Source organism: Noviherbaspirillum pedocola, from assembly GCF_016632335.1.
GTDB lineage: Bacteria > Pseudomonadota > Gammaproteobacteria > Burkholderiales > Burkholderiaceae_D > Noviherbaspirillum_A > Noviherbaspirillum_A pedocola.
In genome coordinates this window covers 571893-598734 of the sequence record NZ_JAEPBG010000002.1, presented here as the reverse complement: position 1 = coordinate 598734, position 26842 = coordinate 571893, and the positions used below count along the sequence as shown (strand labels likewise).

Genomic DNA, 26842 nt, shown 5'->3' with positions numbered 1-26842 from the left:
TTACTACTTCCCGCCCTGCGTATTGGTCAGCCGACTGTCTCCATAGCCTTCGGCGCTGGCACCCGGGTTCGCACTCCCCCCCTCGACGCGCGCAGTACCGTACTCGGTCGCTTCACCGGTGCCAGCGCTGTTGCCCTGGATATCGCCGCCGCTGGATTCAAGCATCTGCTTCAAACGCTGCAGATCGCTGCCGATCTGTTGCGCCAGCGCCTGCTCGGCTCCCTGCGCGGCACCGTCCACAGCGGCTTCAATGGTGAAAGTCACGCGCGAGGCATCCGCGCCGGTCTGCTCGACTTCCATGCGGCCGGTGGACACCGGCCCGCCCGTGTTGCGCCAGGCAATGCAACGGTCGGGTTGCTGCTCGACGATTTCCGAGTCCCAGTCGTGCGAGGCGCCGCCGGCGCGGGTGGTCCAGTGCACATGGGTGTCGTCGGTCTGACGCGCGGACTCGACCTCTTCCATGAAGCGCGGATAGTCCTCGAACTGGGTCAACTGGTTGTAGGCCACATGCACCGGGGCCTTGATTTCAACGGACTGCGAAATTCTTGCCATGACGAATCTCCTAGCGTTGCTCGGCGAAGCGGGCACAGCGGCGCGCCAGGCCAGAGGGAGGAGTTGTGATCCGGCCGCCGCGGGAAAGTTGCGCGGCAGCGAAAACCGCCACGGTTTGCACAAGGGTCTCGTGAAGGTCGCTGCCGACACGGCGCATGCCGGATGACGTCGCGGCGCATTTGCGGCAGCATGCACCCCATCTCCCTTGCAGCGTCCCTTCGCTTCGATTCATGCAAAGACTGCTCATCACCGCCGGCATCGTTCTGCTTCTTGCCGGGCTTTTCTGGCCCTGGCTATCGCGCCTGCCATTGGGCCGGCTGCCGGGCGACATCCGCATCGTGCGCGAAGGCTTCAGCTTTCACTTTCCCATCGTCACCTGCATCGTCGTCTCCATCGTGCTGTCGTTGCTGTTGTGGCTGTTCCGGCGCTGAAACCGCGCATGCTATGCTCCGCGCTTTTCCGCGAGACAAGGCGCATCGATGAGCATCACCCTCTACGGCATACCGAATTGCGACACCGTGAAAAAAGCGCGCACCTGGCTGACCGAGCAAGGCATCGCCTACGACTTTCACGATTTCAAGAAGGCCGGCGTGAGCCGCGAATTGCTGCAGGCGTGGCTGCATACGCTCGACCGCGATGACCTGCTCAACCGTCGCGGCACGACCTGGCGCGCCTTGCCGCAGGAAAGGAGGGATGCGGTAGTGGATGACGCGAGCGCGATTGCGCTGATGATGGAGGCGCCGTCGTTAATCAAGCGGCCGGTGCTCGACAAGGATGGCGCCATGCATGTCGGCTTCTCCGCGGACCAATATCTGCAAATCTTCGCGCGCTGAAAACCGCGCTTCACTTCACCGGGTCCGGACAACGGAACTCTTCGTCGGCATCGAACGCCTTCAGCGGAATACGGCTGCCAAGCGCTTCAAGATTGCGCCAGGCGCTCGACTGCAAGCTGAAGTCGCCGGCCGCCAAGGCATCACGCAGCGCCTTGCAGCCGGCGGCTTGCGAAGGCAGCGTGAATGCCAGGCGCCAGCGCCCGTCAGCAGCCTCGGCGAGCACGCCGCTGCCCGTATTGTGCCGCGTGCCCAGCAGCAGCACTTCCGGCTTGCCGTCGCCGTTGACATCGATCAGGAAGGCGTCGCAACTGGCATCGGTCCGGGTCAGACACTGCGGCAGCAGCGCGGCACTCGGCAGCGCTGCCCAGTTCTGTGCAAGAAAGGAAGCCGGCAGGCTGGCCCCTTCGGGAAGAAGGTGCAGGTTCGCCGCGACATCGAACTTGCCGGACTTGGCCGAGCCTGCCTGCGCGCCGCAGCACGGGCCCTGTAGCGCGGATTCGGCGCGCTGCCGAATGCGCGCTGCCTTCGCACTGCCTTCCCGATGGCTCAATGCCTCCAGCGCCGCCACGCCGAAGCGTGCGCCATGCGTGCGCAGATAAGCAAAGTCGAAGCGCTCCGGCTCGACCTTGCCCGCCTCGAGCCGCGCGACCTGGCTCGCCACCGCTAAGCGCGCCGGGTCCGCCAGCGGCGACAGCAGCGCAAGCAGCAGGCCGAGAAAAACGAATGCGCAAAACACATTGACTTGCGCGATCTCGCGCATGCCCCGCGCGCGCATCGCGCCGTATGCATAGCCGGCAGCGTGCAGCGCCAGCATCAGCACGCAGCATGCGAGGGCAATCCTGTCGGTCGTCCAGCCGTACTGCCGCACCCGCAGAAACAGGGCATGCGCGGCGATGGCCACCAGCGGCGGCAGGCACAGCGCTGCGGCCCGCACACAAACGCGCATGAGCAGCGGCAAGCGCGTGTCCATATCGCCATCCTGGTATGCGGCATTGATCAGCAGGAGCAAGGCCGAGGCCACGCCGATCAGCACCAGGGACGCATGCCCCGTAGCCCACAACGGCGTCAGCCCGGTCCACGGCAGGCACAGCAGAAAGCCGACAACGATCAGCGCCACCATCGGCAGCAGCCAGGCCAGCAGCGACAACGCGAGACTGCGTATGCCGCGCACAATGCCCGGACGCACATCTGTCACATGCAGCGCGCAGCCGAAGGCCGCGGTGAACGCCGGTATGTTGAACCAGGATAGCCCGGTGAGACGCTGGAGAAATTCGATATTCACCAGCTTCAGCAATTGCCCACCCAACACCAGCAACAGCCAGAACGCCAGCGCGAACACGGCTGACGCGGCGACCTGGATTGCAAGCTTCCAGGATGCATCGAAATAGCTGCAGTAATCCGCAAGCAGCCGGCGCTGCTTACCGCGGCATGCGCCGGCCAGCACGAGCGCCTGCGCGACAAACATGCCCGCGCATGCCGTGGTCAGCAGCGTTAGCAGGAACTGCCCGCCGGACCATGCCGGTATCGCAGGAGCGCTCGACGCGCCTGCGCGCCAGTGTCCGTACAGCGCAAGCAGGACGAGCACGGCGGTAGCAGCAGACAGCCACAGCAGCAGTTGCCTGGTGCGCAGATAACCCAGCCCGGTGATGAACAGCAGCGGCACGATGAACAGCGTGAGCAGCAGCGGCTGGAACAGGTAAGGCGTGTCCGCCGGCCAGACATGAGCGCTGGCGGCCCGGTACAGCCAGGACAGGGCCAGGCCCTGCAGGAATCCGGCGCCCAGGCGCAGTGCCGCGATCCTGGTAGCGACAACAGCGGCGCGCGCCGGCTCGTGATCCGTGGATGCTTCCTTGGGCATGCATGCTCCTGCAGAATTGTTCGATGTGCCGGCCTTGGCGGGCGCTTCGTGACAAAACGGAGGCATGAGTTCATAAGCGTGCTGCGACTCGTATTAGAATCCCGGTCTTTCCCGAACGACGATGCCATACCGCGCAAAGCGCGCATGCCAGGATCACGCCGCCATGACCGACAACAAGACCCTCACCCTCACCTGCGACCTGATCGCGCTTTCCTCCGTCACCCCCGAAGACAACGGCTGCCAGCAGCGCATGGCCGAAATGCTTGGGCCGCTGGGCTTTGCCTGCGAAACGATGGCGTCTGGCGCGGTCACCAACTTGTGGGCGCGGCGCGGCACCGCGTCGCCATGCGTGGTCTTTGCCGGCCACACCGACGTGGTGCCGACCGGTCCGCTCGAGCAATGGACCACGCCGCCCTTCGAACCCGTGGTACGCGACGGCCGTCTGTATGGCCGCGGCGCGGCCGACATGAAAACCTCGCTGGCCGCGATGGTCGTGGCCTGCGAGGAATTCGTCGCGGCGCACCCCGACCACAAGGGCTCGATCGCCTTCCTTGTCACCAGCGACGAGGAAGGTCCGGCCACCGACGGCACCGTGATCGTCTGCAACGAACTGCAGCGGCGCGGCGAGAAACTCGACTACTGCATCGTCGGCGAACCGACCTCGGTAAAGTCGCTCGGCGACACCATCAAGAACGGCCGGCGCGGCAGCATGTCCGGCCGGCTCACGGTGCGCGGCGTGCAGGGCCATATCGCCTATCCGCACCTGGCGAAAAATCCGATCCACCTGGCCGTGCCGGCCCTGACCGAGCTTGCTGCCGAGGTCTGGGACGAAGGCAACGAATACTATTCGCCGACCTCTTGGCAGATGTCGAACATCCATGGCGGCACTGGCGCGTCGAACGTGATTCCCGGCGCAGTCGTCATCGATTTCAACTTCCGCTTTTCCACCGCCAGCACCGTCGAAGGCCTGCAGCAGCGCGTACATGCGATCCTCGACAGGCATGGCCTGGACTACCAGCTCGACTGGTCCATCAGCGGGCATCCATTCCTGACGCCACGCGGCGAGCTCAGCAACGCGCTGTCGGCCGCGATCGCCGCCGAGACCGGCGTCGACACCGAGCTCTCCACCACCGGCGGCACCTCGGACGGCCGCTTCATCGCGCGCATCTGCCCGCAGGTAGTCGAGTTCGGGCCGACCAATGCCACGATCCACAAGGTCGATGAAAACATCCCGGTGGGCGAGGTCGAGCCGCTGAAGAACATCTATCGCCGCACGCTGGAAAACCTGCTGCTCTGAGTTTTTCGGCTCGGCTCGGCTGGCACAGAGCCGCTACACGAATGCCGTGGATAGGACAATACCGTGGCGCCTGCGCATGTCGGTTCACAGCGCCACCCGTCCACGCTTGCCTTGCCGCATGAATGAAAAACAGGCTTGCGTTGCCGGCCTTCCTGCGGGGTAGAGAACCTCATGTCGGCTGACGTACGAATCAGAGCGCACCTCGCACAATTGGCAGCCGCTGATGTATGTTCCCTTGCGCCGCATCAGCAAACCCAGCCTTGCGGATTGATACGCGGCAGGAATCCGAAACCGTCATCGGCAGCCATCAACACAGGCAGACCGGCGCGGCTTGCATACCTATGCGCTGGTCAACTCTCCAACAGGAGAATCACGATGGCGCATCCGCAACAACGCTTACGCAATGGCGACACCAGCCGCACGCCGGCGCTGAATCAGACTTATCTGTCGCTGCCTGAAGTCCATGTGTCGCCATCCATCCTGGCATTGGCACTTGAAGCGGCGAACACGTCGCCAACACCTGTTCGCCGGTCTTCCTCTCCCACGCAAGAGCCTGAACTGACGCACCCGCCGCATCCGAGCGGGTCGCAGAACGAAACCCGCGACTCGGCGCAGTAGGGCCATGAAGCGATGCGTCGCCGCAAGCATGCCGGCGTTGCCGCGGCGACGGCGCCGTTGCCGCCGACAGGCGCCACCGCTTTGCGCCCCTGGCCTGCCGCAACCGGAACTGCGCTTGCGGCATTCGCGCTGACGATGGCCTGCCTCTCGCGGTCAATGTCCTGTCCGGCCTTATTCAATATGTCCCGCCATCCCTTGTCATCGACGCATCCCGAGCGCAGAGCGTGCCGCCGCAGGCCGGGCAGCACATGCCGCGCGAATCCGGTTCCGCGTGCCCTGCTTCCTAAAGGCCGCTGCGTCAGCCGTCGCTGAAGAGGCGCGGCGGCATTTTTTCGCGTATCCTTCGGCCTACTCCGAACCACCACCCGGACCGCGCGTTGATGCGGCCGTCCTTTCCCGATGCAAACCCCATTCCTCACACTGCGCGATCTGCTGCGCCATGCCATCACCCGTTTCAACGGCGCCGGCCTTTTCTTCGGCCATGGCAGCGGTAATGCCTATGACGAAGCCGCTTTCCTGCTGCTGCAGGCATTGAAGCTGCCGCTGGATGCGCTCGATCCCTTCCTCGATGCGCGCTTGCTGCCGGAAGAAATCGATGCGCTGCTGAAGATCATCGAGCGGCGCGCCGTCGAGCGCGTGCCGGCGGCCTATATCGCCAAAGAAGCCTGGCTCGCGGGCTACAAGTTTTATGTCGACGAGCGCGTGATCGTGCCGCGCTCCTTCATTGCCGAGCTCATTCCCGAGCATTTCGCGCCCTGGGTCGCGGACCCGGACAACGTCACTGACATCCTCGAACTGTGCACCGGCTCCGGCTGCCTGGCGATCCTGATGGCTGATGCCTTCGAAGCGGCAAGCATCGACGCGGTCGATATCTCCACCGATGCGCTGGAAGTTGCCCGGCGCAACGTCGACGACTATGCGCTCGCCCACCGCATCAACCTGGTCCGCTCGGACTTGTACTCTGCACTTCCGAACAAGACCTATGACCTGATCATCACCAATCCGCCGTATGTCAACGCCGATTCGATGGCGCGGCTGCCGCAGGAATACCGGCACGAGCCGGAACTGGCGCTGGCCGGGGGCACGGATGGCATGGACCTGGTGCGGAAAATCGTTGAAGGCGCGCGTGATCGATTGAACCCGGGCGGCGTGCTGATCGTGGAGATAGGCAACGAGCGCGAGCATGCCGAAGCGGCTTTCCCCGACATGGAGCTGACCTGGCTGTCCACCAGCGCCGGCGACGACATGGTGTTCCTGCTGACCGCGGAACAGCTGGCCCAGGAGTGAGCGCAAGCCCGTCATGATACGCATCCAGCATTTGTCCCTGATGCGCGGCACCAAGCCGCTGTTTGAAGACGCCGACCTGACCCTGAACCCCGGCGAGCGCATCGGTCTGATCGGCGCGAACGGCGCCGGCAAGTCGACCTTGTTTGCGCTGTTGCGCAGCGAGCTGCATGCCGATGGCGGCGATGTCGATTTTCCCTCGGCCTGGCGCGTGGCCCACGTGGCGCAGGAAACGCCGGCGCTGGAACGCAGCGCGCTCGATTACGCCATCGATGGCGATGCGACGCTGCGCCGCCTGCAGGTCGAACTCGAAGAGGCCGAGGCGCATCCCGATCATGCGGCGCAAGGCCATCGCATCGGCGAGTTGCATGCGGCCCTTGCCGATGCCGATGCCTATACCGTGCGCTCGCGCGCCGAAACCCTGCTCACCGGCCTGGGCTTTTCGCAGCAGCAGATGAACCGGCCGGTATCCAGCTTTTCCGGCGGCTGGCGCATGCGCCTGAATCTCGCGCAGGCGCTGATGTGCCCTTCGGACCTGCTGCTGCTGGACGAACCGACCAATCACCTCGACCTCGACGCGATCCTGTGGCTGGAAGACTGGTTGAAGCGCTATCCCGGCACGCTGGTGGTGATCTCGCATGACCGCGACTTCCTCGATGGCGTGGTCAATGTGATCGTGCATATCGATGACAGGAAACTGAAGCGCTACAGCGGCAACTACTCTTCCTTCGAACGCCAGCGCGCGGCGCAGATGGTGTTGACGCAAGCCATGATCGAGAAGCAGACCCGCGAGCGCGCGCACCTGCAATCCTTCATCGACCGCTTCAAGGCCAAGGCCACGAAGGCGCGCCAGGCGCAAAGCCGCATGAAGGCGCTGGCGCGCATGGAAGAAACCGCGCCGCTGCGCGCTGCCGCCGAGTTCTCCTTCGAATTCCGCGAGCCGGCGAGCGCGCCGAATCCCTTGCTGGTGCTGGAGGCGGTGAACGCCGGCTATCGCGTCGAAGACGAAGCAACCGGTGCGAGCACGGAAAGGACTATCGTCAAGCACATCAACTTCTCGCTGCAGACTGGCCAGCGCATCGGCCTTCTGGGCGTGAATGGCGCGGGCAAATCGACGCTGATCAAGACCATTGCCACCGAGCTTGATCCACTGTCGGGCGTGGCCCGCTTCGGCAAGGGGCTGGTCATCGGCTACTTCGCCCAGCACCAGGTGGAGATGCTGCGCCACGATGAATCGCCGCTATGGCATCTGGCCAAGCTCGCGCCGGACGTACGCGAGCAGGACCTGCGCAATTTCCTTGGCAGCTTCAACTTTCCCGGCGAGATGGCCACCAGTTCAATCGCGCCCTTCTCCGGCGGCGAAAAGGCGCGGCTGGCGCTGGCGCTGATCGTCTGGCAGCGGCCCAACCTGCTGCTGCTGGACGAGCCGACCAACCATCTCGACCTCGAAACCCGGGAAGCCCTGACCGATGCGCTGGCCCAATTCGACGGCACGCTGGTGCTGGTATCGCATGACCGGCACCTGCTGCGCGCGACCACCGATACCTTCCTCATCGTGGCCGACGGCAAGCTGATGCCCTTCGACGGCGACCTCGACGATTACCGCGACTGGCTGTTCAAGACGCGACTGTCGCCAGCGAAGGAAACGCAGGCCGCAGCAACGGCCAACGCGGCGCCTTCTGCGCCACAGGTGGACCGCCGCGAACAGAAGCGGATCGAGGCCGAAGAACGTCAGCGGCTGTCCACGCTGAAGAAGCCGATCGAGTCCCGCATCAAAAAGCTCGAGGAGCGCATGGGCAAGCTGCAGGCGAGGAAGGCCGAGATCGATGCGAAGCTGGCCGAGCCGGCGATCTATGAGTCCGCGAACAAGGACGAGCTGAAGACGCTGATCGCCGAGCAAGGCGCATGCGGCCGCGAACTGGAAGAAGTGGAGATGGCATGGCTGGAGCAGCAGGAAGCGCTGGAGCAGATCGCGTAGATTCTGCCGGCAGGAAGACGCTTGCCATCATCGGCGCCGGGCACCTGGGAAGGACGATGGGACGGCTGTGGCATGATGCCGGCCTGCTGCGCATCGGTGATGTCGTCACGCGCAGCGATGCCAGCGCCGAGGAAGCGGCAGCGTTCATCGGCGCCGGCCGACCAGTCAGCGCGATCGAGAAGCTGGCCAAGGCCGATCTCTTCTTGCTCGCCACGCCCGATGGCGCATTGCCATCGACCTGTGCCGCGCTCGCCGCACATGGCGCCTTCGGTCCCGACAGCGTCGTGTTTCATTGCAGCGGTGCGCTGACTTCAAGCGCTCTTGACGCCGCTCGCGTCGTGGGTGCGCAGACAGCCAGCATCCATCCGATCCGAAGCTTTGCGCAGCCGGAGCAGGTGCTGCAGAACTTTGCCGGTACCTGGTGCGGCATCGAAGGCGACGAAGTGGCGCTGGCCGTAATCGCGCCCTTGTTCGAGAGGCTGGGCGCGAAGCTCGTTTCGATACGTCCCGAAGCCAAGACCCTGTATCACGCTGCTGCGGTGTTCGCGTCGAACTATCTGGTGACTCTGGGAGACGCCGCGCTCGCCGCCTATGCCGGCGCGGGCATCGCGCGTGAAGACGCCTTGCAGTTGATTGCGCCGCTGATGCAAAACACGCTCGCCAACCTGCTCGCGCATGGGCCGGAAGCGGCGCTGTCCGGGCCGGTGGCGCGCGGCGACATGGAGACCGTGGCGCGGCATGCGGCGGCACTGGGCCAAAGCGATCCGCAACTGGAGCAGCTATACCTGGCTCTGGTTGAACGGACTTCCGCTGTGGCCGCGCGCAGGTAGTTGTCGTCGATTCATGGCATCAGGCTGCTGCCGCTTGCGAACGGATTGCGTATCGTCAGCGTGCCTTCGATCGCCTGACCATCCTGCATATCCTCGGACAGGAACAGCGAACATCCCGCCTCCAGCGCCGCGGCCAGCAGCATGCTGTCATACGGTTGCAGGCGGTATTTCTGGCGTAGCGCAAGGCCGAACCGATGCGTCGCATGCGTGAGCGGCGCGATTTCCTTGCTCAGCTCTTCCAGTCCTTGCAACAGCGCCATGGTCGCCGTCCATGAGAAGCTGCGACGCAGGCTCACATTACACAATGCATTGAAGACTTGGACGCCGAGCCCGACCCGACTGCGCTCAAGGAGGGAAAGAATCAGCTCGGCCTCGAGGTTCACATCTGCTCGGAGGATGCCACGGGCGCTTGCTTTCGCGGCTGGCTGCCTTGAAGGATGTAGACGAGCACATTGGTATCGAAAAAAGTCCTAGCGCTCAGTTGCCTCCGCCCGGTCGAATTTGAAGTCGGAGGGTATGGAACCGCGCAATGACCTGAGCCGCATGATGATGTCTGCCCGCGACGGAGTGCGCTCGATTTCGACACTGCGATCGCCAGCGACGCGAATCTGGACATCGTCGCCCTCTTTCAGATCCAGCGCCTCCACCACTGCGGCCGGCAACCTTATCGCGAGACTGTTTCCCCATTTTGAAACTTGCATCGGACACCCCAAGATAGACAAAAAAGAAAGCGTATGTCTTAGGGATGCCTGCGCGCAATGGCAACGATGCTGCGCATGCCGCTGCGAACTGCACGGTCCGCAAGCGCGAAAAGTACCGCAGCTCAAGGTCCGTGACGCGGGCCGGGCAGCCTTCCCGGTTCAGCGCATCTCCAGCCTTCCCTCGCGCAGCTTGATCCTCTGAACTCCCGGCAAGCCGATCAGATCCCGATCATGGCAAGCCATCACTACGCTGGCGCCTGCATGGGTCAATGTCGGGATCAGCGCCATCACCGCTTCCCGCGCCTCGCCATCGAGGTTTGCGGTCGGCTCGTCGAGCAGTAGCAGCTTCGGCCGCAGCACCCGCGCGCGCGCGAGTGCCACGCGCTGCTTTTCGCCGCCAGACAAAGTGGCCGTCGGGCTGTCGCGCAAGGCTGCGATATTGGCCCAGGACATCGCTTCCTCCACACGGGTGTGCACCTCGTCGCGCGGCAAGCGGTGCGCCTTCAATCCATAGGCGATGTTGGCTGCCACGCTCGTCGAGAACATTACCGGATGCTGATGCACGTAGACGATTTCCCGGCGCAACGCCTGCGGATACGGATGCAGCGGCAGCTCGCGCTCCATGAACGCCAAGCGCGCTGCCTCGGCCGGCTCCAGGCCGCCGAGGATGCGCAGCAGCGTGCTCTTGCCGACGCCGTTCGCGCCGGTCAGCACATAAGCGGCGCCCGCCTCGATCACAAAGCGATCAAGCGATAAAAGCAGCCTGTCGCCGAAGCGCTTCTTCAGGCCGTCGATCCGCAGCAGCATCGTCATCGGGCCGCCGGCGCCGCGTGCGCGTCGCCCTGCAACAGCATCATGCCGCCATTGATGACCAGCGCAATGGCCACCAGCACGATGCCCAGCGCGATGCCCTGCGCAAATTCGCCCTTACTGGTTTCCAGCGCGATCGCTGTGGTGATAGTGCGGGTGTAGCCGGCGATATTGCCGCCGACCATCATCGCGCAGCCGACCTCAGAGATGATGCGGCCGAAGCCACTGATCACCGCGGCCATCACGCCGAAGCGCGCTTCGTGCAGCAACGTGAGCATCAGCCGCCGGGGCGACGCGCCAAGGGTGATCGCGGTTTCGGCAAGGCGCGGATCGAGTGCCTGCAAGGCTGCGATGGTGAAGGCGGTCAGCACCGGCAGGCCGAGCAGCATTTGTCCGGCGACGATGCCGGTCTGCGTGAACAACCAGCCGAGCGTGCCGAGCGGACCGGCGCGCGACAGCATCAGGTACAGCAAGAGGCCGATCAGCACGGTGGGAAAGGATAGCGAGACCTGCGCCAGCCAGATCAGCAGGCGGCGGCCGAAGAAGTGCCGCGTCGCGATCGCATAACCGATGACGACGGCCAGCGGCGCGGCCAGGGCCAGCGCGAGGATGGTCGTCTTCACCGAGACCCAGACGACCTGCCACAGCGTGGCATCGCCGGTGAAGAGCAACACGAATGCGTCGCGGGTGGCGTCCAGCAGCGCCATCGAAAGTCAGGAGGAAAAGCGCGCGGCGCCCGCCGCGCAGGCTTCACGCGATGCGGCGCGCATCGTCGAAGAGGCCGGGTTCATAGATCAGCCGCTCCTTGCCGGTCAACAGCAGAAAGTGCTTGCCGGTGCAGCGCGCCAGGAGCGACATGCCGAGCTTCTCGGCCACCATATGGCCCATCTGCGTGGTGCCCGAGCGCGACAGCAGGAAGGGAATGCCCATCTGCGCGCCCTTGATCACCATCTCGGAAGTCAGGCGGCCGGTGGTGTAGAACACCTTGTCATGGCCATCGAGGCCGTCGAGCCACATCTTGCCGGCGATCGCGTCGACCGCGTTGTGCCGGCCGACATCCTCGACGAAGTAGATCATCTCGCCGTCCTTGGAGAACAGCGCGCAGCCATGCACCGAGCCGGCCTGCTTGTACACCGATTGCTGCACGCGGATGGTGTCGACGATGCGATACAGCACCGATTGCGTAAGGCGCGCATCGGGATCGAGCACGATGCTGTCGACCTCATCCATCAGCCCGCCGAATACCGAGCCCTGCCCGCAGCCGGTAGTGACCACACGCTTGGCGGTGCGCTCTTCCACATCCGCGATGCCATTCCTGGTCTTGACTGCAACCGCGTCCACGCTCCAGTCCACCTGCACCGAGACGATGTCTTCCAGCGACCGCACCAGGCGCTGGTTGCGCAGGTAGCCGAGCGTGAGCGCCTCCGGCGCGCCACCCAGGGTCATCAGGGTGACAAGCTCGCGCTTGTCGACGTAGACCGTCAGCGGCCGCTCGGCCGGGATGTTGATCGTGGAAACGCGGCCGCGCTCATCCATGACTTCGACTTCACGGGTGAGCGCGGCGCTGGATGAGGAAAGCTCGGGACGATAAGCCATGACTGCAAAGCGGCGGGGCCGCTTACTTCTTCGCTTCGACGACGGGCTTGGCGGCGGATGTCGTGGGTGTGGTTGCTGCAGCAGTCGCGGATGCTGCGGGAGCGGCTGCTGTTGCCGCGGCCGCGGGTACGAACGGGCCAGGATCCTGGCAGGGAGCCGAAGCCGGCGCATCGGCCTTCGGCTGCACGTTCTTGTCCTTGCGGTAGTAGACGGCGGTGCGGTCCTGCGCCTTGCACAACTGGTAGGCGGCGACCTTGTCGGTCCATGCGGCCTTTTCCTTGGCTTCAGCGGCCTTGGCCTTGGCTTCCGGGCTCGGCTCCGGCAATTTCGCCAGCGCCGTGCCTGCAAATGCGATGCCTGCGATCGCAATCCATACCTTCTTCATCCTGCCGCTCCTTGCGTGTTCGTCTGCGCGCCGACTCCGGCCGCGCCTTCCGGGCTGCGTACCCGGGGAATCTTGCCGCTCGCTACATCCTGATACCACAGGTCGTGATGTTCCTCGGCCCAGGTATCGTCGACATAACCGGTGCGCATGGCGTCATACGCGCCTTCCATGCCGATCGTGCCCATGTAGATATGACCAAGGGACGCCGCCATCACCAGCACCGCGCCAACAACGTGAATCACGTTGGCGATCTGCATGTCGCCGCGGAAATACGCCATGCCGGGAACCAGCTTGTCGAGCACGAAGCCCGAGGCGCTGACGATGAGGCCGAGGAGTATAACACCGCCCCAGAACCAGACTTTCTCGCCGCCATTGAAACGGTGCGAGCTGGCATGGTCCTTTCCGAGCAGACCGCCCAGGCGCAGCAGCCACACCAGGTCAACCGCCTTCGGAATATTGTCCTTGACGAAGGTAAAGAACATCGCCACCACCGAGACCGCGAACACCGGCCCGACGAAGTTGTGGATGTTTTTGCCAGCATAGGCAATCCAGCCGAACAGGGTATGACCGAACACGGGCAGCACCACATATTTGCCGAACAAAATCGCCAGGCCCGTTGCCGCCAGCGTCACGAAGCTCAGCGCGCAGGTCCAGTGCACGAAACGCTCGACGCCGGTGAAGCGCTCGATCTTGCGACCGGTCGGCGCCTTCTTCAACCGGATCTGACCGAAGACCTTGTACACGATCGCCAGACCAAGCAGCGCGGCCACCAGCAGCCAGCCGCCGATCTGCGTCAGCGGACCATTACGGAATTGACGCCACGCATGGCCGGCGGTCACAGCGCGCTCCTGGCCGGGAAACTGCGCCTTCGGCTGGATCAGCACGCCGGCTTCCGGCGCCGGCAGGCTCGAGTAATTGTTCACGCCCTCCTTCACCACGCGCCAGGTCGGCGCCATGTTGCCGGGCTGGACCCTGGTACGTTCGGCCTGATCCTGCTTCAGGATGTCGACCGACTCTACGCCCGGGATCGCCGGACTAGGCGCCGAGGTGATGCCGGGCGGCGATTGCGGCGCGCGGTTCACTACCACGCCGCCATTCATGGTCTTGATCTGGCCGTCGAGATCGGCTGCGTCCGGCGGCGCGGCCATGCTCGCGGCCAGCGGCAAGGCCAGGGTCAGGCCAAGGCCGAGGCTGGCTATCCATCGTTTCATGATGACTCTCCCGCTGGCGACATCAGTTGGTCTTGTTGTACTCGTTCTGCGTCAGCGCCCGGCTGCGCAGCTGGGCTTCCCATGCTTCCCTGGTGCCCGGCGTGTAGCCCTTGGCAACGAACTCGTTCTTCGCGCCCTTGTACAGCGGCTCGCCGCGCGCGCCAGTGGCCAGCGACTGATCGCGCTCGCCGCAGCCGGCAAGCATGGCGCAGGCAGCGAGGGCCGCCAGGCAGGATGTGGCGCGCATCATGATTTCTTCCCGGTGGTGGCGGAAATCGGCTGTGGCGCGCTCGGCTTGCCGTAGGCCGTGCCCCAACCCCAGACTTCGCTACCCTTGCCGCGCTTGATCACGCGGTTGCGGAAGATGTCGGCGATCACGTCGCCGTCGCCGCCGAGCAGCGCCTTGGTCGAGCACATCTCGGCGCACAGCGGCAGCTTGCCTTCGGCCAGGCGGTTGCGGCCGTATTTCTCGAACTCGGCCTTGGAGCCATGTTCTTCCGGGCCGCCCGAGCAGAAGGTGCACTTGTCCATCTTGCCGCGCAGGCCAAAGGTGCCGTTGGACGGGAACTGCGGCGCGCCGAACGGGCAGGCATACGAGCAATAGCCGCAGCCGATGCAGATGTCCTTGTCATGCAGCACCACGCCTTCGTCGGTGCGGTAGAAGCAGTCGACCGGGCACACCGCCATGCAGGGCGCGTCCGAGCAATGCATGCAGGCCACCGAGATGGTCTTTTCCTGGCCGATCACGCCGTCATTGACGGTGATGACGCGGCGGCGATTCACGCCCCAGGGCACTTCATGCTCGTTCTTGCAGGCGGTCGCACAGCTGTTGCATTCGATGCAGCGCTCGGCGTCGCAGATGAATTTCATTCTTGCCATTTGTATTCCTCTCTCGCTCGAAGGCCTCAGGCCACGAACTTCTCGATGTTGCAGATCGTGGTCTTCGTTTCCTGCATCATCGTCACCACGTCATAGCCATAAGTCGTAGCGGTGTTGACCGCCTCGCCGCGCACAATCGGATGCGCGCCTTCCGGGTAGTACTCCTTCATATCCTTGCCCTGCCACCAGCCCGAGAAATGGAACGGGATGAAAGCGGTGTCCGGACCGACACGCGGGGTGACCAGCGCCTTGACCTTCAGGCGCGCGCCGGTCGGCGTGGACACGATCACGAATTCGCCGTTGCGGATGCCGCGATCCGTTGCCGCTTTCGGATTGATCTCGACGAAGTTCTCCTGCTGCAGCTCGGCCAGCCACGGATTCGAGCGGGTTTCCTCGCCGCCGCCTTCGTACTCGGTCAGACGGCCCGAGGTCAGGATGATCGGGAACTTCTCGTACAGCTTGTTCTCCACGTTCTTCTGCTGCACGGTCTTGTACAGCGTCGGCATGCGCCAGAAGGCCTTCTTGTCTTCGTGGGTCGGATACTTCGCCACCATGTCCGGGCGGGTGCCGTACAGCGGCTCGCGGTGCTTCGGCACCGGGTCCGGGAAGTTCCAGACCACGGCGCGCGCCTTGGCATTGCCGAACGGATGGCAGCCGTGGACCTTCATCACCACGCGCTGTATGCCGCCGGACAGGTCGGTCTTCCAGTTCTTGCCTTCGGCCGCCTTCTTCTCGGCATCCGTGAGGTCGTCCCACCAGCCCAGCTTCTTCAGGAGCACATGGTCGAACTCGGGATAGCCGGTGGTGATGTCCGCGCCCTGCGAATGCGAACCATCTTCCGCCAGCAGGCTCACGCCCTCGCGCTCGACGCCGAAGTTGGCGCGGAAGTTGCCGCCGCCATCCATCACGTGGCGGCTGGTGTCGTACAGGTTCGGCGAGCCCGGATGCTTCATCTCCGGCGTGCCATAGCACGGCCATGGCAGGCCGAAGTAATCGCCGGACAGGTCATAGCCGGTTTGTTCATCCTTGCCGGCGGTGCAGCGCAGCGTCTTCACATCGAAGCGATGCATGTTGCGCATGTGCGCCTTCAGACGCAGCGGCGATTGGCCGGTATAGCCGATGGTCCAGTTGCCGCGGTTGATTTCCTCGAGCATCGATTCGGCCTCGGGCTCCATCATGCCGCCCTTGCCCGGCACCAGCTTCAGTCGCGCGACCAGTTCCTTGCCGAAGCCCAGCTTCTCGGCCAGCTGATACATGATCATGTGATCGGTGCGCGATTCAAACAGCGGCTCGATCACCTTCTCGCGCCATTGCACCGAGCGGTTCGAGGCAGTGCAGGAGCCTGAGGTTTCGAACTGGGTCGCGGCCGGCAGCAGGTACACCGCGCGGTTCGGATTCAAGTCCTGGCCTTCAACCTTCATTGCGGCCATTGCGGCGGTCGCCGACGGATACGGGTCGATCACCACCAGCAGGTCGAGCCTGTCGAAGGCCTTCTTCATTTCCAGGCCGCGGGTCTGCGAGTTCGGCGCGTGGCCCCAGAACACCATGCCTTTCACGTTGCTGTCCTGGTCGATCAGCTCATTGTTCTCGAGCACCGCATCGATCCAGCGCGACACCGTGGTGCCGCTCTTTTCCATCATTGCCTGCGAGGCGAAACGGCCCTTGAGCCATTCATAGTCCACGCCCCAGACATTGGCCCAATGCTTCCAGGCGCCGGTGGCCAAGCCGTAATAACCGGGCAGCGAATCCGGGTTCGGACCGACGTCGGTCGCGCCCTGCACATTGTCATGGCCGCGGAAGATGTTGGTGCCGCCGCCGGACACACCGACATTGCCCAGCGCCAGCTGCAGGATGCACGAGGCGCGCACAATCGCATTGCCGATCGAGTGCTGCGTCTGGCCCATGCACCAGACCACGGTGGAAGGACGGTTCAGCGCCATCGTCTCTGCGGCCTTGTAGACCTCGGCTTCGGGCACGCCGCAGGCCTCTTCCACCTTGTCCGGCGTCCACTGCATCACTTCTTCCTTCACCGCTTCCATGCCGTAGACGCGGTCATGGATGTAGCGCTTGTCTTCCCAGCCGTTCTTGAAGATGTGGTACAGCATGCCGTACAGGAACGGGATGTCGGTGCCGGAACGGATGCGAACGTACTGATCGGCCTTGGCCGCGGTGCGGGTGAAGCGCGGATCGGCGACGATCATCTTCAGCCCGTTTTCCTTGGCATGCAGCAGGTGCAGCATCGACACCGGATGCGCTTCTGCCGCGTTCGAGCCGATATACAGCGCCGCCTTGGCGTTCTGCATGTCGTTGTAGCTGTTGGTCATCGCGCCATAGCCCCAGGTGTTGGCTACGCCTGCGACAGTGGTCGAATGACAGATGCGCGCCTGGTGGTCGCAGTTGTTGGAGCCGAAGTAGGAGACGAACTTGCGCAGCAATTGCGCCTGCTCGTTGTTGTGCTTGGAAGAGCCGACCCAGAACACCGAGTCCGGGCCGCTGCTCTTGCGCAGCTCGAGCAGGCGCGCGGAGATCTCGTTCAGCGCCACATCCCAGGAGATGCGCTGGTATTTGCCGTTGACCAGCTTCATCGGGTACTTCAGGCGGTACTCGCCGTGACCATGCTCGCGCAGCGCCGCGCCCTTGGCGCAGTGCGCGCCCATGTTGATCGGCGAATCGAACACGGGTTCCTGGCGCACCCACACGCCGTTTTCCACCACCGCGTCCACCGCACATCCCACCGAGCAATGCGTGCAGACGGTACGGCGCACATCAATCTTGCGGCCATCCTTGGCCGCGCCAGCGTCAGCGGCGGCCGACTTGCGGATCATGCCTAGCTGTGCGGCGGCGATGCCGGCGCCGACGCCGATGCCGGAGCGCTTCAGGAAGGCGCGGCGGTCCATGGTCGGCAAGGCGCGCGACAGGGTATCTGCCAGGCTGGAGGAAAAACGCGTGCGCGAGCGCTCGCCTGACTGGCTTTTGCGAGTCAAGAGCATGGGGAACCTCGAGAATTAAATGGTGGTGGTGCGGTAGTACTTCTTGATGTGCTCGGTCAGGCGATAACCATTGCCTTCCGGCTCCTGCGCCTGCGCCTGTTGCGGCGCTTCGGTCTGCACATTGGCAGAGAGCTTGACGGCCACGCCGGCAGCGGCCAGCAAGCCCATGCCGGCAAAGAAGCCCCGGCGAGCCTTTTTCTGTTGTTCTGACATGTTGAATCCCTGGTAGGTGGATCGGCCTTTGTTATTGGATGCGTCTTTGGCCTTCGGGCGATCGGTGAAACGGCACAGCAAATGTTACGGACGAGCAATGCTCGGCATTGTAGTGAAGAAACTTTAAAGAGTGGAAATGAAATTTTTTAATCAATTCCCCAATAGTTGTCTATCAATGCACGCGGCCTCGCGCATCTTCCCTGGACAGCATCGTAGGCAGCATCTCAAGCCATGTCGAAAGCCTGGGTCTCCACGTCGATGAAGGCGCGTGCGAGCCGGGTCACCGTGGCATAGAAGGCGGCATGCCGGTGCGTGTCGATTGCATCGAACAGTTGCGCTGCCCAGGGCGCGATATGGGTCGAGAAGAAGGCTTGCTGGGTGGGGATGCTGGCGTGCTCGATGTCTTGCGAGGCGATCAGGTAGCGCATTACTTCGAACAGCATCGCGATATGGTCTTCGGGTTCGCTGATGTCATCGGCCCGCTCGAGCCCCAGGCGCGCCAGGTCGGCACGCAGCTCGGCCAGCGGCTTTTCCATCAGGAAGCCAGCCAGGTAGTAGGAGCCATACAGCAGCACTTCCGGCTTGCCGACGCCGATGAACAGGCTGTCGTATTCGGTGCTCAGCGCTTCGGCGCGCGCACCCCGGCAGGCTTTGACGAGATCGGCCCAGGCCTGCTGCAGTATGCCCTCGCCTTCCGCGGCGGCGCTGCCGATGGTGTCGAGCAGCGCCTGCGACGGCGGCGCGGCATACAGCGTGGCGAGCAGGCCGTAGAGATCGGCGCGCGCGGTTTCCTCGCCGTTGTCGGGGGTTTCGAATTTGAGGGGAGTGCTCATTGGTGGAATCCCTGGTGTTTCAATTTTTATGGCGAATACATGTAGGGTGGGCGCAGCCCACGCGCGCCATCAATCAACCGGGACGCGTGGGCTGTGCCCACCCTACGGTGTTGTGCGGCCGCGTAGGTTGGGCTGACAAGCCCAACATCGAAAGTCCGCGGCCCGCGACCATATTGGGCTTGCCAGCCCAACCTACGAGCGCTTATTGCACGCGCTTGATGTCCGTGACCGTCATCTCGCGCTTGTTTTCCATCATGTCGATCACACGGCAATCGCCGCACATCTTCAGCCGTTCGATGTTGCCGGCGAAGGCGCCGTGCAAGGACAGCTTGCTCACCATGTTTTCGATCATCTGCAACGTGCCGAAGGGCTTGCTGCAGCGGATGCAGTGGAAAGGCTGGGCCTCGTTCAGCACAAGCGGCTGTTTCGCGCTCTCGGTCAGCAACAGCCGCGGCTCCAGGCTGATCGCGTTTTCCGGGCAAGTCTTTTCACACAGGCCGCACTGCACGCAATTGCGCTCGACAAAGCGCAGCTGCGGATGGCTGGGATTGTCCTGCAGCGCCGATTCCGGGCAAGCACCGACGCAGGACATGCACAGCGTGCACGCATCCTTGTTGACTCTAACGGCGCCGAAGGGCGCGCGCTGCGGCAGCGCGATGCTTTCAGGCCGCTGCGGCGCATGGCGCAGCAAGTGCTCGAGCGCATAGTCCATTGCCACCCGCTTTTCCGTGGCGACGTTGAAGGCCGCGCGGTTCTGTGGCGCCTGGCCCGGACGCAACTGCGCAAGCTGCGCGTCCAGTTCCGCCTCGCTTTGCGCGCGTAGCAGCGTGAAATGCGTGCCGGCATAGCCCAGGCCCGAGGCAATGGTCTGCGCGATCGCCAGTTGCGCGGCCAGCGCCTCGGCATACTGCGGCGCTTCCTGGTCCGTGATCAGCACCGCGACATTGGTCGCGCCATAGGCCAGTGCCGACAGCCACAGGTCCAGGCCGGTCGCTGCCGCATGATGCAGCGACACCGGGATCACCCGCGCCGGTACGCCGGCCAGACGCTCGCCTGCGCGCGCAGCACGGCCCAGCCGGTTGATCACCTCGGCGCCGCGTTCCTCGCCATGCATCAGGAGCGCAGGCTCGCTGCCGCCTGCCTTGAAATAGGTGGAAAGCAGCGTCTTGATGCGCCGTCCGGTTTCCGGTGCGCGCGGATACGCATAGCCGAGCGCGCCCGACGGGCACACCGTAGTGCAGGCGCCGCAGCCCACACACAGGTTCGGATTGACGCGGATGCCGTTGCCGTTATGGCTTACCGCCTCGGCCGAGCAGACATCGATGCAGGCAGTGCAACCGGTCTTGCCGTTGCGGCCATGGGCGCAGAGCTTTTCCTTGTACAGGAAGAACTTCGGCTTCTCGAATTCGCCGACCATCTGCGACAAGCGCAGCGCCTCCTCGGCCTGGCGCATCGCATCGGCGCCCGGCGCGAAATAGCCTTGCGGCGGCTGATGCAGCGTGAGTATCGGCGCATCCGACAAATCGAACACCAGGTCGAAGTCGCCGGTGCGTTCGACATCGTCGCGCGCGAAATCGATGGCGCCGACCGCGCCGCACGCCTTGACGCAATCGCGATGCGAGGTGCAGCGCGACATGTCGATCTGGTAGGACAAATCGATCGCGCCTTCCGGGCACACGGATACACAGGCATTGCAGCGGGTGCAAACCTCAAGATCGATCGGATTGGCCTGCTTCCATTTCACCTGGAAGGCGCCAAGCCAGCCGTCGATGTTGATGCCGCTGCCGGAATAGGTCGGGAAGCTGCGCTCGTCGGGCAGTGCCGCGCCGCCGGAGGTCAGCAGCACGCTGACATCGAGGTTATCGGCAAGCCGGCGCGCCCAGGGCAGCGCGCGCGCGGCCGGGCCGATGACCAGCACATGGCCGTTCGACTTGTAGCTGACGGTAGGCACCGGTTCCGGATCGGGCAGCGCGGCGGCCGCAAGCAGCGCCGCCATCTTCGGCAGCGCTGCCTTTGATTCAGCGCCCCAGCCGCCGGTTTCGCGGATATTGACGAAGCGCAGCGGCGCGACCGAGTTGCGCGTCTCGGCGAGTTCGGTAAAAAGCGCGCGCTCCTGGGTACAGGCGACGACGACATCATCCACGCCGTCCACCGCCGACAGAAACTGCCCGGCTTCGCGCCGGCACAGCTCGGTTGCTACGGCCAAGGGTTTGTCGCCGAGCGCTGCGCCCAGGCGTTCGCCGGCGCGCAGATCGAGCGGCATCGTGCGATTGCAATTACAGACTTTGAATTGGGTTGCCATCTTCGGGTGCTGCTGGTGATTGGTTTGCGGCTTGCGCCGCGTTGTGCTGTGCGTCGGGCTGGACACGGTCCATGGCGTCGGCTTGCTCCTGGTCTTGCGGCTGCTCGTCTGCGCTCGCTTGTGCCTCGGGCTCCTGCACCGCAAACGATGCTTTGCCCCCCTTTGCCTCGTCCGCCGCAAGCTCTTCCGCAGCCTGAGAGGCTTCGGCCGCATTGGGCTGCGGCGCCGGCTCCAGCGTTTCGCCGGGCGCATCAAGCATCGCCATCGCGCTCTGCCGCAGGTCTGCCGGTGGATTCAGAATCGGCTTCGCATGCTCGAGCAGCGCGACCATTGCCGCTGGCAGCGGTTCAAACTTGTTGTAGTCGTCGATGTAGATATCAAGCCCATCCATCACGTTGAAATGCGGATCGGCGAACAGCTTCTTCATCGCGCTGCGCTTGACCGATTCATCAACGTCGCGGCGCATGAAGCGCGAGAAATCGGAATCGCGATCGAGCTTGTCGACATCGTCCATCGTCGGCGGCGGGAGTTCCGGCTGCAGCGCGGCGCCGGCAGCTGCCTCGGCATCTGCCGGCCTGGCGGGTGCCTGCTCGGAAAGCGATTCGTCCTGCGCTGCTTCGCGCTTCTTGCGCGACCAGCGGCTGAAGAAGTCCTCAGCGCTCATCGTTCCCTCCATCCGCGGCCATGCGCTGCACCGCGGCGCCGCCTTCGAACGAAGGACGACGGCGCTTGCCTTTGGGCTCGGGTCGGTAATGCGCAGCGGCGAAGTCCGACAGCGCGGCCAGGGTATCGGTATCAAGCGGCAGCGTGTCGACCTGCTCGCCGCCATCCATCATTCGCGCGGCTTCGTTGTACGACAGCGTGACGCGCTTGGGCACCGCGATGTCAGCGCCGTCGACTTCCTCGATGCGCCACATGATGAACCAGCATGGCGCCGGGGCCGTCGCGTTCAGGTGATAGCCCTCGGCTTCATCGCGATACAGTCCCACCTCGAAACCGCGATGCAGCCAGCGCGCGTCCGCCTCTTCGTCCAGCAGGTGCTGCATGCCGGCAGCGGGATCGGCGTCAGTGAGCACCGCCATCGGCCGCCATGCATGCGGCTGCCAGGGATTGTTCAGCAGCCGGCGCTGCATGACGACGCCGACGATCAGAAATTCGGTCTGCATGATTTCCAGCCGTTCAGGCCCTCGCCGCTGCCGCTCGCATCGCGTTAAATGCAGACATTGTGCTCAGTCGTTCTTGACCACGATGGTGGGGAACTTGCTCGACATATCCTTCGCCTTTTCCGCGATCTTCACCGCGACCTTGCGCGCGATGTCGCGATAGATCTGCGCCACCTGGCCATCGGGATCGGCGACCACGGTCGGCATGCCGCTGTCGGCCTGCTCGCGGATAGCCATCGTCAGCGGCAGCGCGCCGAGGAAGTCCACGCCATAGTCGCGGCAGATCTTCTCGCCGCCGCCGGTGCCGAAGATGTGCTCGGCATGACCGCAATTGCTGCAGATGTGAATGCTCATGTTCTCGACCACGCCGAGAATCGGGATGCCGACCTTCTCGAACATCTTCAAACCCTTGCGCGCATCGAGCAGCGCGATGTCCTGCGGCGTGGTGACAATGACGGCGCCGGTGACCGGCACCTTCTGCGACAGGGTCAGTTGCACGTCGCCCGTGCCCGGCGGCATGTCGACGACGAGGTAATCGAGTTCGCGCCAGTTGGTCTGCTCGAGCAATTGCTGCAAGGCCTGCGTGACGATCGGACCGCGCCAGACCATCGGCTCGTCGGCATCGATCATGAAGCCGATCGAAGACACCTGCACGCCGTGGTTTTCCAGCGGCTCCATGGTCTTGCCGTCCAGGGTTTCCGGGCGACCCGAGATGCCGAGCATCATCGGTTGCGACGGGCCATAGATATCGGCATCGAGCACGCCAACCTTCGCGCCTTCGGCCGCCAGCGCCAGCGCCAGATTGACCGCGGTGGTGGACTTGCCGACGCCGCCCTTGCCCGAGGCGACGGCGATGATGTTCTTCACATTGGCCATCAGCTTCACGCCGCGCTGCACCGCATGCGCAACGATGCGACTGTAGGCGTTCACGCTGACATTGCCGGCGCCCGGCAATGTGCGCACCGCGGCGATCGCGCTCTTGCGCAGGCCGTCGATCTGGCTTTTCGCCGGGTAGCCGAGCTCGATGTCGAAGCTGACGTCATTGCCGTCGAGCTGAATATTCTTGACCGACTTGCCAGTGACCAGATCGCGGCCGGTATTGGGATCGACGACGCCCGACAGCGCGGCCTTCACCGCTTCGATAGTGATGCTCAATTGACTCTCCTGAATGGAATCCCGCAAGTCTAAACCAAACGGCATCGGCCCGTAGTGGCCATTCCTGCCCGTGAGTGCTTCCGGCTCGCGCGGAACGAACGGTTAACGACGCCAGCGACGGAAACTTTATGGCCGGGAGGAGATTTTCCAGCACGCATGCGTGGCGCGACCTCAACATGCAATGCGCCTGCCGCACACTTTTTTCCAGCTTCTTGGCGCAGCTCAACAGTCCTCCCTTCCGTGCCTGGGCCGGCACGCCAATCGGCTACCTTGTGCCCGCTGGAAAACATGGAACTCGACAACAGGGAGCAATCATGGCATCGGACACGCTTACACCGTGCGGCAGACGCCGCTTTCTGCAGGGCGCAGCATCCGGGTTGGCACTTGGCGCGCTGGGCACGATGGTCCGCCCAGCGTTCGCGCAAAGCTCGCCCGGCCTGCGACTCGAATGGCAACAGTTTCGCAATACCTCAGGCTATGCCTCGTACATCGACGCCATCGCCCGCATGCGCGCCTCGTCCGACCAGAACGACCCGAATTCACTGGCCTTCTGGGCGAATGCGCATGCGCAGCTCTGTCCGCATGGCGTACCGTACTTCCTCGCCTGGCACCGCGGCTTCATCGCGCTGTTTGAACAGCAGCTGCGCATCATTTCCGGCAACGATGCCCTGATGCTGCCGTACTGGGATTTGTATGCGTCGCCGACATTGCCTTCCGAATTTACCGACCCGGCCAGCGGCAACCCGCTGTATACACGCCGTGTGAACCTCGACATTCGCGGCGCCCTGTCGCTGATGCCCTTCGAAGCGCGCATCTACAACTTCGGCCGCGGCACCGCCTATGCGTTCGAAGCGCTGATGGAATCCGCGCCGCACGACACCTGCCACAACTTCATTGGCGGCGCGATGATCACCATGTCCGCGCCGCTGGACCCGATCTTCTACCTCTTTCACTGCAACATCGACCGCCTCTGGCATGCATGGGCCTTGCCCGACGGCCGCGGCATGCCCTGGACTACTGATCCGTATTGGTCGGGCAGCCATCGCTATGGCGCCGGTGTGAGCATTCCACGCGACCAAACCTATTACCCCGGAAGGCTGGGCTATGACTACAGCGACGTGTCGATGCCGAGCGCTCTGCCGCCATTGGCCAGGTCGGCCACGCTGCGCAAGGTGAGCAGCCCTGCGCATGAAGCGAATGGAGCCCTTACCGCCATGCAGGCAAGACCGCCACTGGCCGCGCTCCCACGCAGCGCACCGCGCGCGCTTTCGGCGGGTGCCCTGTCGCTCGGCGGCTGCGCGCGCTTCGCTTTGCGCGATGACTCGTTCAGCGCCGGCATCGCGCCGGGAGGCAGCCATCGCCATGCGCTTCGGGCGCTGCACGCGGCGCTTATCGACGAAGAGAACCCATCGCGCAAGGAAGGCTATCGATCGATGCATGTCGTGCTCGACGATCTCGCGCTGATCAATCTCGGCAGTTTCGGCGGCTACTTCTATCAGGTGTTCCTGAATCTTCCGGAAAGCGGGACGTCGTCGCCCGAACGGCATTTCCTCGGCACGGTCGGACCGTTTGAGATTGCTGGCGCAAAGCATCATGGCAAGGCGGTCTTGCGCTTCGACGCCAGTCATGTGCTGGCGGGGCTGGAGCAGGCCGAACTGGATGCCTTCGCCGTATCCTTCGTGCGCATCAATGGCGCCAACTACCCAAAAGGCGAATCGGTTTCCGTTGGCGAGATGCGCATCGAGCTATCGCAGAAGGCGCCAGCGCAAAGGCGACGCGCCGCCAGCGAGCCGAAAGGCAAATGCTATTGCTGAGCGCTTGGCCAGGAGCAGCACGACCGCCGACGAGTGCGACACAGCCTGCGCCAGCGACTGCCTGATTCGTCAGACGCATCACGCTTATGTACGGCAAATACGCATCGCTTGGGTATTCCCCATCGGCTGTCGCCTGCGTGGCATTACAATCACGCGCCGTCATCCGATGACGGCAATGCCTCGCACTGGAGATGGAAGACAAGATGGATAGCGCAGAAATCACCGGCCTGATCCTGGCCGGCGGCCGCGGTTCCCGGATGGGGCACGTGGACAAGGGATTGCAGATTTTCCGCGGCGCGCCGATGGCGCTGCATGTGCTGATGCGCCTGCAGCCGCAAGTGGGCCAGATGATGATCAACGCCAACCAGAACCTGGGGCCGTATGAATCCTTCGGCCTGCCGGTATGGCCCGATGAGATTGGCGGCTTCGAAGGCCCGCTGGCGGGCATGCAGACCGGGCTGGTGCATTGCGAGACCGAGTACATGGTCACAGCCCCCTGCGACAGCCCGTTTCTGCCGGAAGACCTGGTCTCTCGACTGGCCGAAGGGCTTGAGGATGCGCGCGTGGACCTGGCGTATGCGGTTACCGGGGAAGGTGAAACGCAGCAATCGCACCCAGTGTTCTGCCTGATGCGCGCCACACTCAACCGCAGCCTTGAAGCTTACCTGCGCGCAGGCGGGCGCAAGATTGAAGCCTGGTTCAGGCAGGAAAACGCGGCGCAGGTGCGCTTCGATGATGAAGCCGCGTTCCGCAACATCAACACCCTGGAAGACCTGAAACGCTACGAAGCGTCCTGATACAAGGCGTCAGCAGCAACGACCCAAGCGCATTGCGCGCGCTCAGCAGAGCCCCTTGGTCGCCATCGCCGGCGGGCAAGTCTTGTCGATGAGTCCGTCCTGATGCGGCTGCTGCGGCGCGGATGGTGGGACCTGCGCGCAGGCAGCGAGCAGAAAGCTGGCGCAAAGCGCCAGCAGCAATCGAGTTCGCGTCATGTTCTTGTTCGTTCTTGTCGATATGGATAATGGCCGCCGCAGCCTCTCCCCTGACGCGTCGGCGGCCGGCACAGCGCGAAATCAGGTCTTCGGATAACCGCAGTCGGACGGCTGGAATTGTGTTGCGCCCAACGGTCTGCCATCGATGCCACGGTAGACATAGGCGATCGTCACGCCATTCTCCAGGAATCCCTTCATCTCGCCGCTGGCGCACAGCCGCTGCTGCAGCATAGGCCGAATCAGCTTGACGAATTCCTTCGAGCTCATCGCGTTCTTCGGCGGCGCGGTCAAGCTGTAGTGATACGAAAGCTTGTGCCCAGGCTCGGCGGTTACCCGATCCAGCCGGGTATCGGCATCCACCATCAGCGGCACCTTGCGGTTCATGTGCATGCTCAAGTTGGCCAGCGCCTCGTCTATGCCGCGGTCATCGCCGCGGCTGTTCGGATAGCCAGCCAGCATGCCAACCATGTCTCCCAGCGATGCCGCCTGTGCACCGGCCGCGAGCATGCACAGCGCGAGCGCAAGTCCACGCATTTTCATTCCGCCCC

The 26842-nt window shown here is 63.9% G+C and carries 30 protein-coding genes; 10 read left to right on the top strand and 20 right to left on the bottom strand.

Annotation, left to right across the window (positions count from 1 at the left end; all coding sequences use genetic code 11):
- Nucleotides 1-3: 3 nt before the first annotated feature.
- Nucleotides 4-552: an SRPBCC family protein gene (locus tag JJB74_RS07900; protein ID WP_200591264.1), complete on the bottom strand. Its 549-nt coding sequence runs from the start codon at nt 550-552 to the stop codon at nt 4-6.
- On the opposite strand from JJB74_RS07900, the gene JJB74_RS07895 reads away from it, so the two are divergent.
- From JJB74_RS07895 to JJB74_RS07885, 3 genes are all read left to right on the top strand, one after another.
- On the top strand, nt 551-718 hold the full coding sequence (locus JJB74_RS07895) for a hypothetical protein (RefSeq protein ID WP_200591263.1): 168 nt from the start codon (nt 551-553) through the stop codon (nt 716-718). The two genes, JJB74_RS07900 and JJB74_RS07895, sit on opposite strands and share 2 nt — an antisense overlap.
- 64 nt (nt 719-782) lie before the next feature.
- On the top strand, nt 783-983 hold the full coding sequence (locus JJB74_RS07890; RefSeq protein WP_200591262.1) for a DUF2905 domain-containing protein: 201 nt from the start codon (nt 783-785) through the stop codon (nt 981-983).
- 48 nt (nt 984-1031) lie between these two features.
- Nucleotides 1032-1385: an ArsC family reductase gene (locus JJB74_RS07885; RefSeq protein ID WP_200591261.1), complete on the top strand. Its 354-nt coding sequence runs from the start codon at nt 1032-1034 to the stop codon at nt 1383-1385.
- Between the two features lie 10 nt (nt 1386-1395).
- On the opposite strand, the gene JJB74_RS07880 is transcribed toward JJB74_RS07885, so the two are convergent.
- Nucleotides 1396-3243 (bottom strand): DUF4153 domain-containing protein, encoded by a 1848-nt coding sequence (locus JJB74_RS07880; RefSeq protein WP_200591260.1) that lies wholly within the window; start codon nt 3241-3243, stop codon nt 1396-1398.
- A gap of 163 nt (nt 3244-3406) precedes the next feature.
- Between JJB74_RS07880 and dapE the strand changes: the two genes are divergently transcribed.
- From dapE to JJB74_RS07855, 5 genes are all read left to right on the top strand, one after another.
- Nucleotides 3407-4540, top strand: coding sequence for a succinyl-diaminopimelate desuccinylase (gene dapE / locus JJB74_RS07875; RefSeq protein ID WP_200591259.1), 1134 nt, complete (start codon nt 3407-3409; stop codon nt 4538-4540).
- Between the two features lie 375 nt (nt 4541-4915).
- Complete coding sequence (locus tag JJB74_RS07870) at nt 4916-5158, top strand: hypothetical protein (protein ID WP_200591258.1); 243 nt, start codon at nt 4916-4918, stop codon at nt 5156-5158.
- A gap of 399 nt (nt 5159-5557) precedes the next feature.
- Entirely contained in the window at nt 5558-6445 is an 888-nt protein-coding gene (prmB, locus tag JJB74_RS07865; protein WP_200591257.1) for a 50S ribosomal protein L3 N(5)-glutamine methyltransferase, read from the top strand.
- A 13-nt stretch (nt 6446-6458) separates the two neighbouring features.
- The gene (locus tag JJB74_RS07860; RefSeq protein WP_200591256.1) at nt 6459-8420 is read left to right on the top strand and encodes an ATP-binding cassette domain-containing protein; all 1962 of its coding nucleotides are present in this window, start codon (nt 6459-6461) and stop codon (nt 8418-8420) included.
- Nucleotides 8381-9250 (top strand): Rossmann-like and DUF2520 domain-containing protein, encoded by an 870-nt coding sequence (locus tag JJB74_RS07855; protein ID WP_200591255.1) that lies wholly within the window; start codon nt 8381-8383, stop codon nt 9248-9250. The genes JJB74_RS07860 and JJB74_RS07855 overlap by 40 nt, the downstream gene beginning before the upstream one ends.
- A gap of 11 nt (nt 9251-9261) precedes the next feature.
- Here JJB74_RS07855 and JJB74_RS07850 read toward each other — a convergent pair whose 3' ends face one another.
- From JJB74_RS07850 to apbC, 16 genes are all read right to left on the bottom strand, one after another.
- The gene (locus JJB74_RS07850; RefSeq protein WP_200591254.1) at nt 9262-9633 is read right to left on the bottom strand and encodes a PIN domain-containing protein; all 372 of its coding nucleotides are present in this window, start codon (nt 9631-9633) and stop codon (nt 9262-9264) included.
- Between the two features lie 87 nt (nt 9634-9720).
- Entirely contained in the window at nt 9721-9951 is a 231-nt protein-coding gene (locus tag JJB74_RS07845; RefSeq protein WP_200591253.1) for an AbrB/MazE/SpoVT family DNA-binding domain-containing protein, read from the bottom strand.
- Nucleotides 9952-10110: 159 nt separating this feature from the next.
- A complete protein-coding gene (locus JJB74_RS07840) occupies nt 10111-10764 on the bottom strand; it encodes an energy-coupling factor ABC transporter ATP-binding protein (protein WP_200591252.1) in 654 nt (217 codons plus the stop codon).
- The gene (locus JJB74_RS07835) at nt 10761-11468 is read right to left on the bottom strand and encodes an ABC transporter permease (protein ID WP_200591251.1); all 708 of its coding nucleotides are present in this window, start codon (nt 11466-11468) and stop codon (nt 10761-10763) included. The genes JJB74_RS07840 and JJB74_RS07835 overlap by 4 nt, the downstream gene beginning before the upstream one ends.
- 43 nt (nt 11469-11511) lie before the next feature.
- Nucleotides 11512-12357 (bottom strand): formate dehydrogenase accessory sulfurtransferase FdhD, encoded by an 846-nt coding sequence (locus JJB74_RS07830; RefSeq protein ID WP_200591250.1) that lies wholly within the window; start codon nt 12355-12357, stop codon nt 11512-11514.
- Between the two features lie 22 nt (nt 12358-12379).
- Nucleotides 12380-12742 carry a hypothetical protein gene (locus JJB74_RS07825; RefSeq protein WP_200591249.1) on the bottom strand — a complete coding sequence of 121 codons (363 nt, stop codon included), beginning with the start codon at nt 12740-12742 and terminating at the stop codon, nt 12380-12382.
- Nucleotides 12739-13953, bottom strand: coding sequence for a formate dehydrogenase subunit gamma (locus JJB74_RS07820; protein ID WP_200591248.1), 1215 nt, complete (start codon nt 13951-13953; stop codon nt 12739-12741). The genes JJB74_RS07825 and JJB74_RS07820 overlap by 4 nt, the downstream gene beginning before the upstream one ends.
- Before the next feature lie 22 nt (nt 13954-13975).
- Nucleotides 13976-14203, bottom strand: coding sequence for a hypothetical protein (locus tag JJB74_RS07815; RefSeq protein WP_200591247.1), 228 nt, complete (start codon nt 14201-14203; stop codon nt 13976-13978).
- Entirely contained in the window at nt 14200-14832 is a 633-nt protein-coding gene (fdh3B, locus tag JJB74_RS07810; protein ID WP_200591246.1) for a formate dehydrogenase FDH3 subunit beta, read from the bottom strand. Before fdh3B ends, JJB74_RS07815 begins: the two co-directional genes overlap by 4 nt.
- 26 nt (nt 14833-14858) lie before the next feature.
- Nucleotides 14859-17822 carry a formate dehydrogenase subunit alpha gene (locus tag JJB74_RS07805; protein ID WP_200591245.1) on the bottom strand — a complete coding sequence of 988 codons (2964 nt, stop codon included), beginning with the start codon at nt 17820-17822 and terminating at the stop codon, nt 14859-14861.
- Between the two features lie 15 nt (nt 17823-17837).
- Nucleotides 17838-18035, bottom strand: coding sequence for a hypothetical protein (locus JJB74_RS07800; RefSeq protein ID WP_200591244.1), 198 nt, complete (start codon nt 18033-18035; stop codon nt 17838-17840).
- Nucleotides 18036-18259: 224 nt separating this feature from the next.
- Nucleotides 18260-18868 (bottom strand): TorD/DmsD family molecular chaperone, encoded by a 609-nt coding sequence (locus JJB74_RS07795; protein ID WP_200591243.1) that lies wholly within the window; start codon nt 18866-18868, stop codon nt 18260-18262.
- 202 nt (nt 18869-19070) lie between these two features.
- A complete protein-coding gene (locus tag JJB74_RS07790) occupies nt 19071-21170 on the bottom strand; it encodes a 4Fe-4S binding protein (RefSeq protein WP_200591242.1) in 2100 nt (699 codons plus the stop codon).
- On the bottom strand, nt 21145-21834 hold the full coding sequence (locus tag JJB74_RS07785) for a DUF3306 domain-containing protein (protein WP_200591241.1): 690 nt from the start codon (nt 21832-21834) through the stop codon (nt 21145-21147). Before JJB74_RS07785 ends, JJB74_RS07790 begins: the two co-directional genes overlap by 26 nt.
- Complete coding sequence (locus JJB74_RS07780; protein WP_200591240.1) at nt 21824-22336, bottom strand: DUF3305 domain-containing protein; 513 nt, start codon at nt 22334-22336, stop codon at nt 21824-21826. The genes JJB74_RS07785 and JJB74_RS07780 overlap by 11 nt, the downstream gene beginning before the upstream one ends.
- A 63-nt stretch (nt 22337-22399) precedes the next feature.
- Entirely contained in the window at nt 22400-23488 is a 1089-nt protein-coding gene (gene apbC, locus JJB74_RS07775; protein WP_200591239.1) for an iron-sulfur cluster carrier protein ApbC, read from the bottom strand.
- Between the two features lie 314 nt (nt 23489-23802).
- Between apbC and JJB74_RS07770 the strand changes: the two genes are divergently transcribed.
- Complete coding sequence (locus JJB74_RS07770) at nt 23803-25302, top strand: tyrosinase family protein (RefSeq protein ID WP_200591238.1); 1500 nt, start codon at nt 23803-23805, stop codon at nt 25300-25302.
- 203 nt (nt 25303-25505) lie between these two features.
- A complete protein-coding gene (gene mobA / locus JJB74_RS07765; protein WP_200591237.1) occupies nt 25506-26099 on the top strand; it encodes a molybdenum cofactor guanylyltransferase MobA in 594 nt (197 codons plus the stop codon).
- 42 nt (nt 26100-26141) lie between these two features.
- Here mobA and JJB74_RS07760 read toward each other — a convergent pair whose 3' ends face one another.
- Nucleotides 26142-26294, bottom strand: coding sequence for a hypothetical protein (locus JJB74_RS07760; protein WP_200591236.1), 153 nt, complete (start codon nt 26292-26294; stop codon nt 26142-26144).
- An 81-nt stretch (nt 26295-26375) separates the two neighbouring features.
- Complete coding sequence (locus JJB74_RS07755) at nt 26376-26834, bottom strand: hypothetical protein (RefSeq protein ID WP_200591235.1); 459 nt, start codon at nt 26832-26834, stop codon at nt 26376-26378.
- Nucleotides 26835-26842: the final 8 nt, after the last annotated feature.

Excerpts from the sequence above, each read along its gene's own strand:
- JJB74_RS07820 (WP_200591248.1), bottom strand. The coding sequence starts at position 13,953 with ATGAAACGATGGATAGCCAGCCTCGGCCTTGGCCTGACCCTGGCCTTG.
- JJB74_RS07840 (WP_200591252.1), bottom strand. The coding sequence starts at position 10,764 with ATGACGATGCTGCTGCGGATCGACGGCCTGAAGAAGCGCTTCGGCGAC.
- JJB74_RS07770 (WP_200591238.1), top strand. The coding sequence starts at position 23,803 with ATGGCATCGGACACGCTTACACCGTGCGGCAGACGCCGCTTTCTGCAG.
- JJB74_RS07870 (WP_200591258.1), top strand. The coding sequence starts at position 4,916 with ATGGCGCATCCGCAACAACGCTTACGCAATGGCGACACCAGCCGCACG.
- JJB74_RS07845 (WP_200591253.1), bottom strand. The coding sequence starts at position 9,951 with ATGCAAGTTTCAAAATGGGGAAACAGTCTCGCGATAAGGTTGCCGGCC.
- JJB74_RS07860 (WP_200591256.1), top strand. The coding sequence starts at position 6,459 with ATGATACGCATCCAGCATTTGTCCCTGATGCGCGGCACCAAGCCGCTG.
- JJB74_RS07830 (WP_200591250.1), bottom strand. The coding sequence starts at position 12,357 with ATGGCTTATCGTCCCGAGCTTTCCTCATCCAGCGCCGCGCTCACCCGT.
- JJB74_RS07890 (WP_200591262.1), top strand. The coding sequence starts at position 783 with ATGCAAAGACTGCTCATCACCGCCGGCATCGTTCTGCTTCTTGCCGGG.
- JJB74_RS07900 (WP_200591264.1), bottom strand. The coding sequence starts at position 552 with ATGGCAAGAATTTCGCAGTCCGTTGAAATCAAGGCCCCGGTGCATGTG.
- JJB74_RS07835 (WP_200591251.1), bottom strand. The coding sequence starts at position 11,468 with ATGGCGCTGCTGGACGCCACCCGCGACGCATTCGTGTTGCTCTTCACC.
- JJB74_RS07895 (WP_200591263.1), top strand. The coding sequence starts at position 551 with ATGACGAATCTCCTAGCGTTGCTCGGCGAAGCGGGCACAGCGGCGCGC.
- JJB74_RS07805 (WP_200591245.1), bottom strand. The coding sequence starts at position 17,822 with ATGCTCTTGACTCGCAAAAGCCAGTCAGGCGAGCGCTCGCGCACGCGT.
- JJB74_RS07785 (WP_200591241.1), bottom strand. The coding sequence starts at position 21,834 with ATGAGCGCTGAGGACTTCTTCAGCCGCTGGTCGCGCAAGAAGCGCGAA.
- JJB74_RS07800 (WP_200591244.1), bottom strand. The coding sequence starts at position 18,035 with ATGTCAGAACAACAGAAAAAGGCTCGCCGGGGCTTCTTTGCCGGCATG.
- JJB74_RS07815 (WP_200591247.1), bottom strand. The coding sequence starts at position 14,203 with ATGATGCGCGCCACATCCTGCCTGGCGGCCCTCGCTGCCTGCGCCATG.
- JJB74_RS07780 (WP_200591240.1), bottom strand. The coding sequence starts at position 22,336 with ATGCAGACCGAATTTCTGATCGTCGGCGTCGTCATGCAGCGCCGGCTG.
- fdh3B (WP_200591246.1), bottom strand. The coding sequence starts at position 14,832 with ATGGCAAGAATGAAATTCATCTGCGACGCCGAGCGCTGCATCGAATGC.
- JJB74_RS07880 (WP_200591260.1), bottom strand. The coding sequence starts at position 3,243 with ATGCCCAAGGAAGCATCCACGGATCACGAGCCGGCGCGCGCCGCTGTT.
- JJB74_RS07760 (WP_200591236.1), bottom strand. The coding sequence starts at position 26,294 with ATGACGCGAACTCGATTGCTGCTGGCGCTTTGCGCCAGCTTTCTGCTC.
- JJB74_RS07855 (WP_200591255.1), top strand. The coding sequence starts at position 8,381 with ATGGCTGGAGCAGCAGGAAGCGCTGGAGCAGATCGCGTAGATTCTGCC.
- dapE (WP_200591259.1), top strand. The coding sequence starts at position 3,407 with ATGACCGACAACAAGACCCTCACCCTCACCTGCGACCTGATCGCGCTT.
- JJB74_RS07790 (WP_200591242.1), bottom strand. The coding sequence starts at position 21,170 with ATGGCAACCCAATTCAAAGTCTGTAATTGCAATCGCACGATGCCGCTC.
- prmB (WP_200591257.1), top strand. The coding sequence starts at position 5,558 with ATGCAAACCCCATTCCTCACACTGCGCGATCTGCTGCGCCATGCCATC.
- JJB74_RS07755 (WP_200591235.1), bottom strand. The coding sequence starts at position 26,834 with ATGAAAATGCGTGGACTTGCGCTCGCGCTGTGCATGCTCGCGGCCGGT.
- mobA (WP_200591237.1), top strand. The coding sequence starts at position 25,506 with ATGGATAGCGCAGAAATCACCGGCCTGATCCTGGCCGGCGGCCGCGGT.
- JJB74_RS07795 (WP_200591243.1), bottom strand. The coding sequence starts at position 18,868 with ATGAGCACTCCCCTCAAATTCGAAACCCCCGACAACGGCGAGGAAACC.
- JJB74_RS07885 (WP_200591261.1), top strand. The coding sequence starts at position 1,032 with ATGAGCATCACCCTCTACGGCATACCGAATTGCGACACCGTGAAAAAA.
- JJB74_RS07825 (WP_200591249.1), bottom strand. The coding sequence starts at position 12,742 with ATGAAGAAGGTATGGATTGCGATCGCAGGCATCGCATTTGCAGGCACG.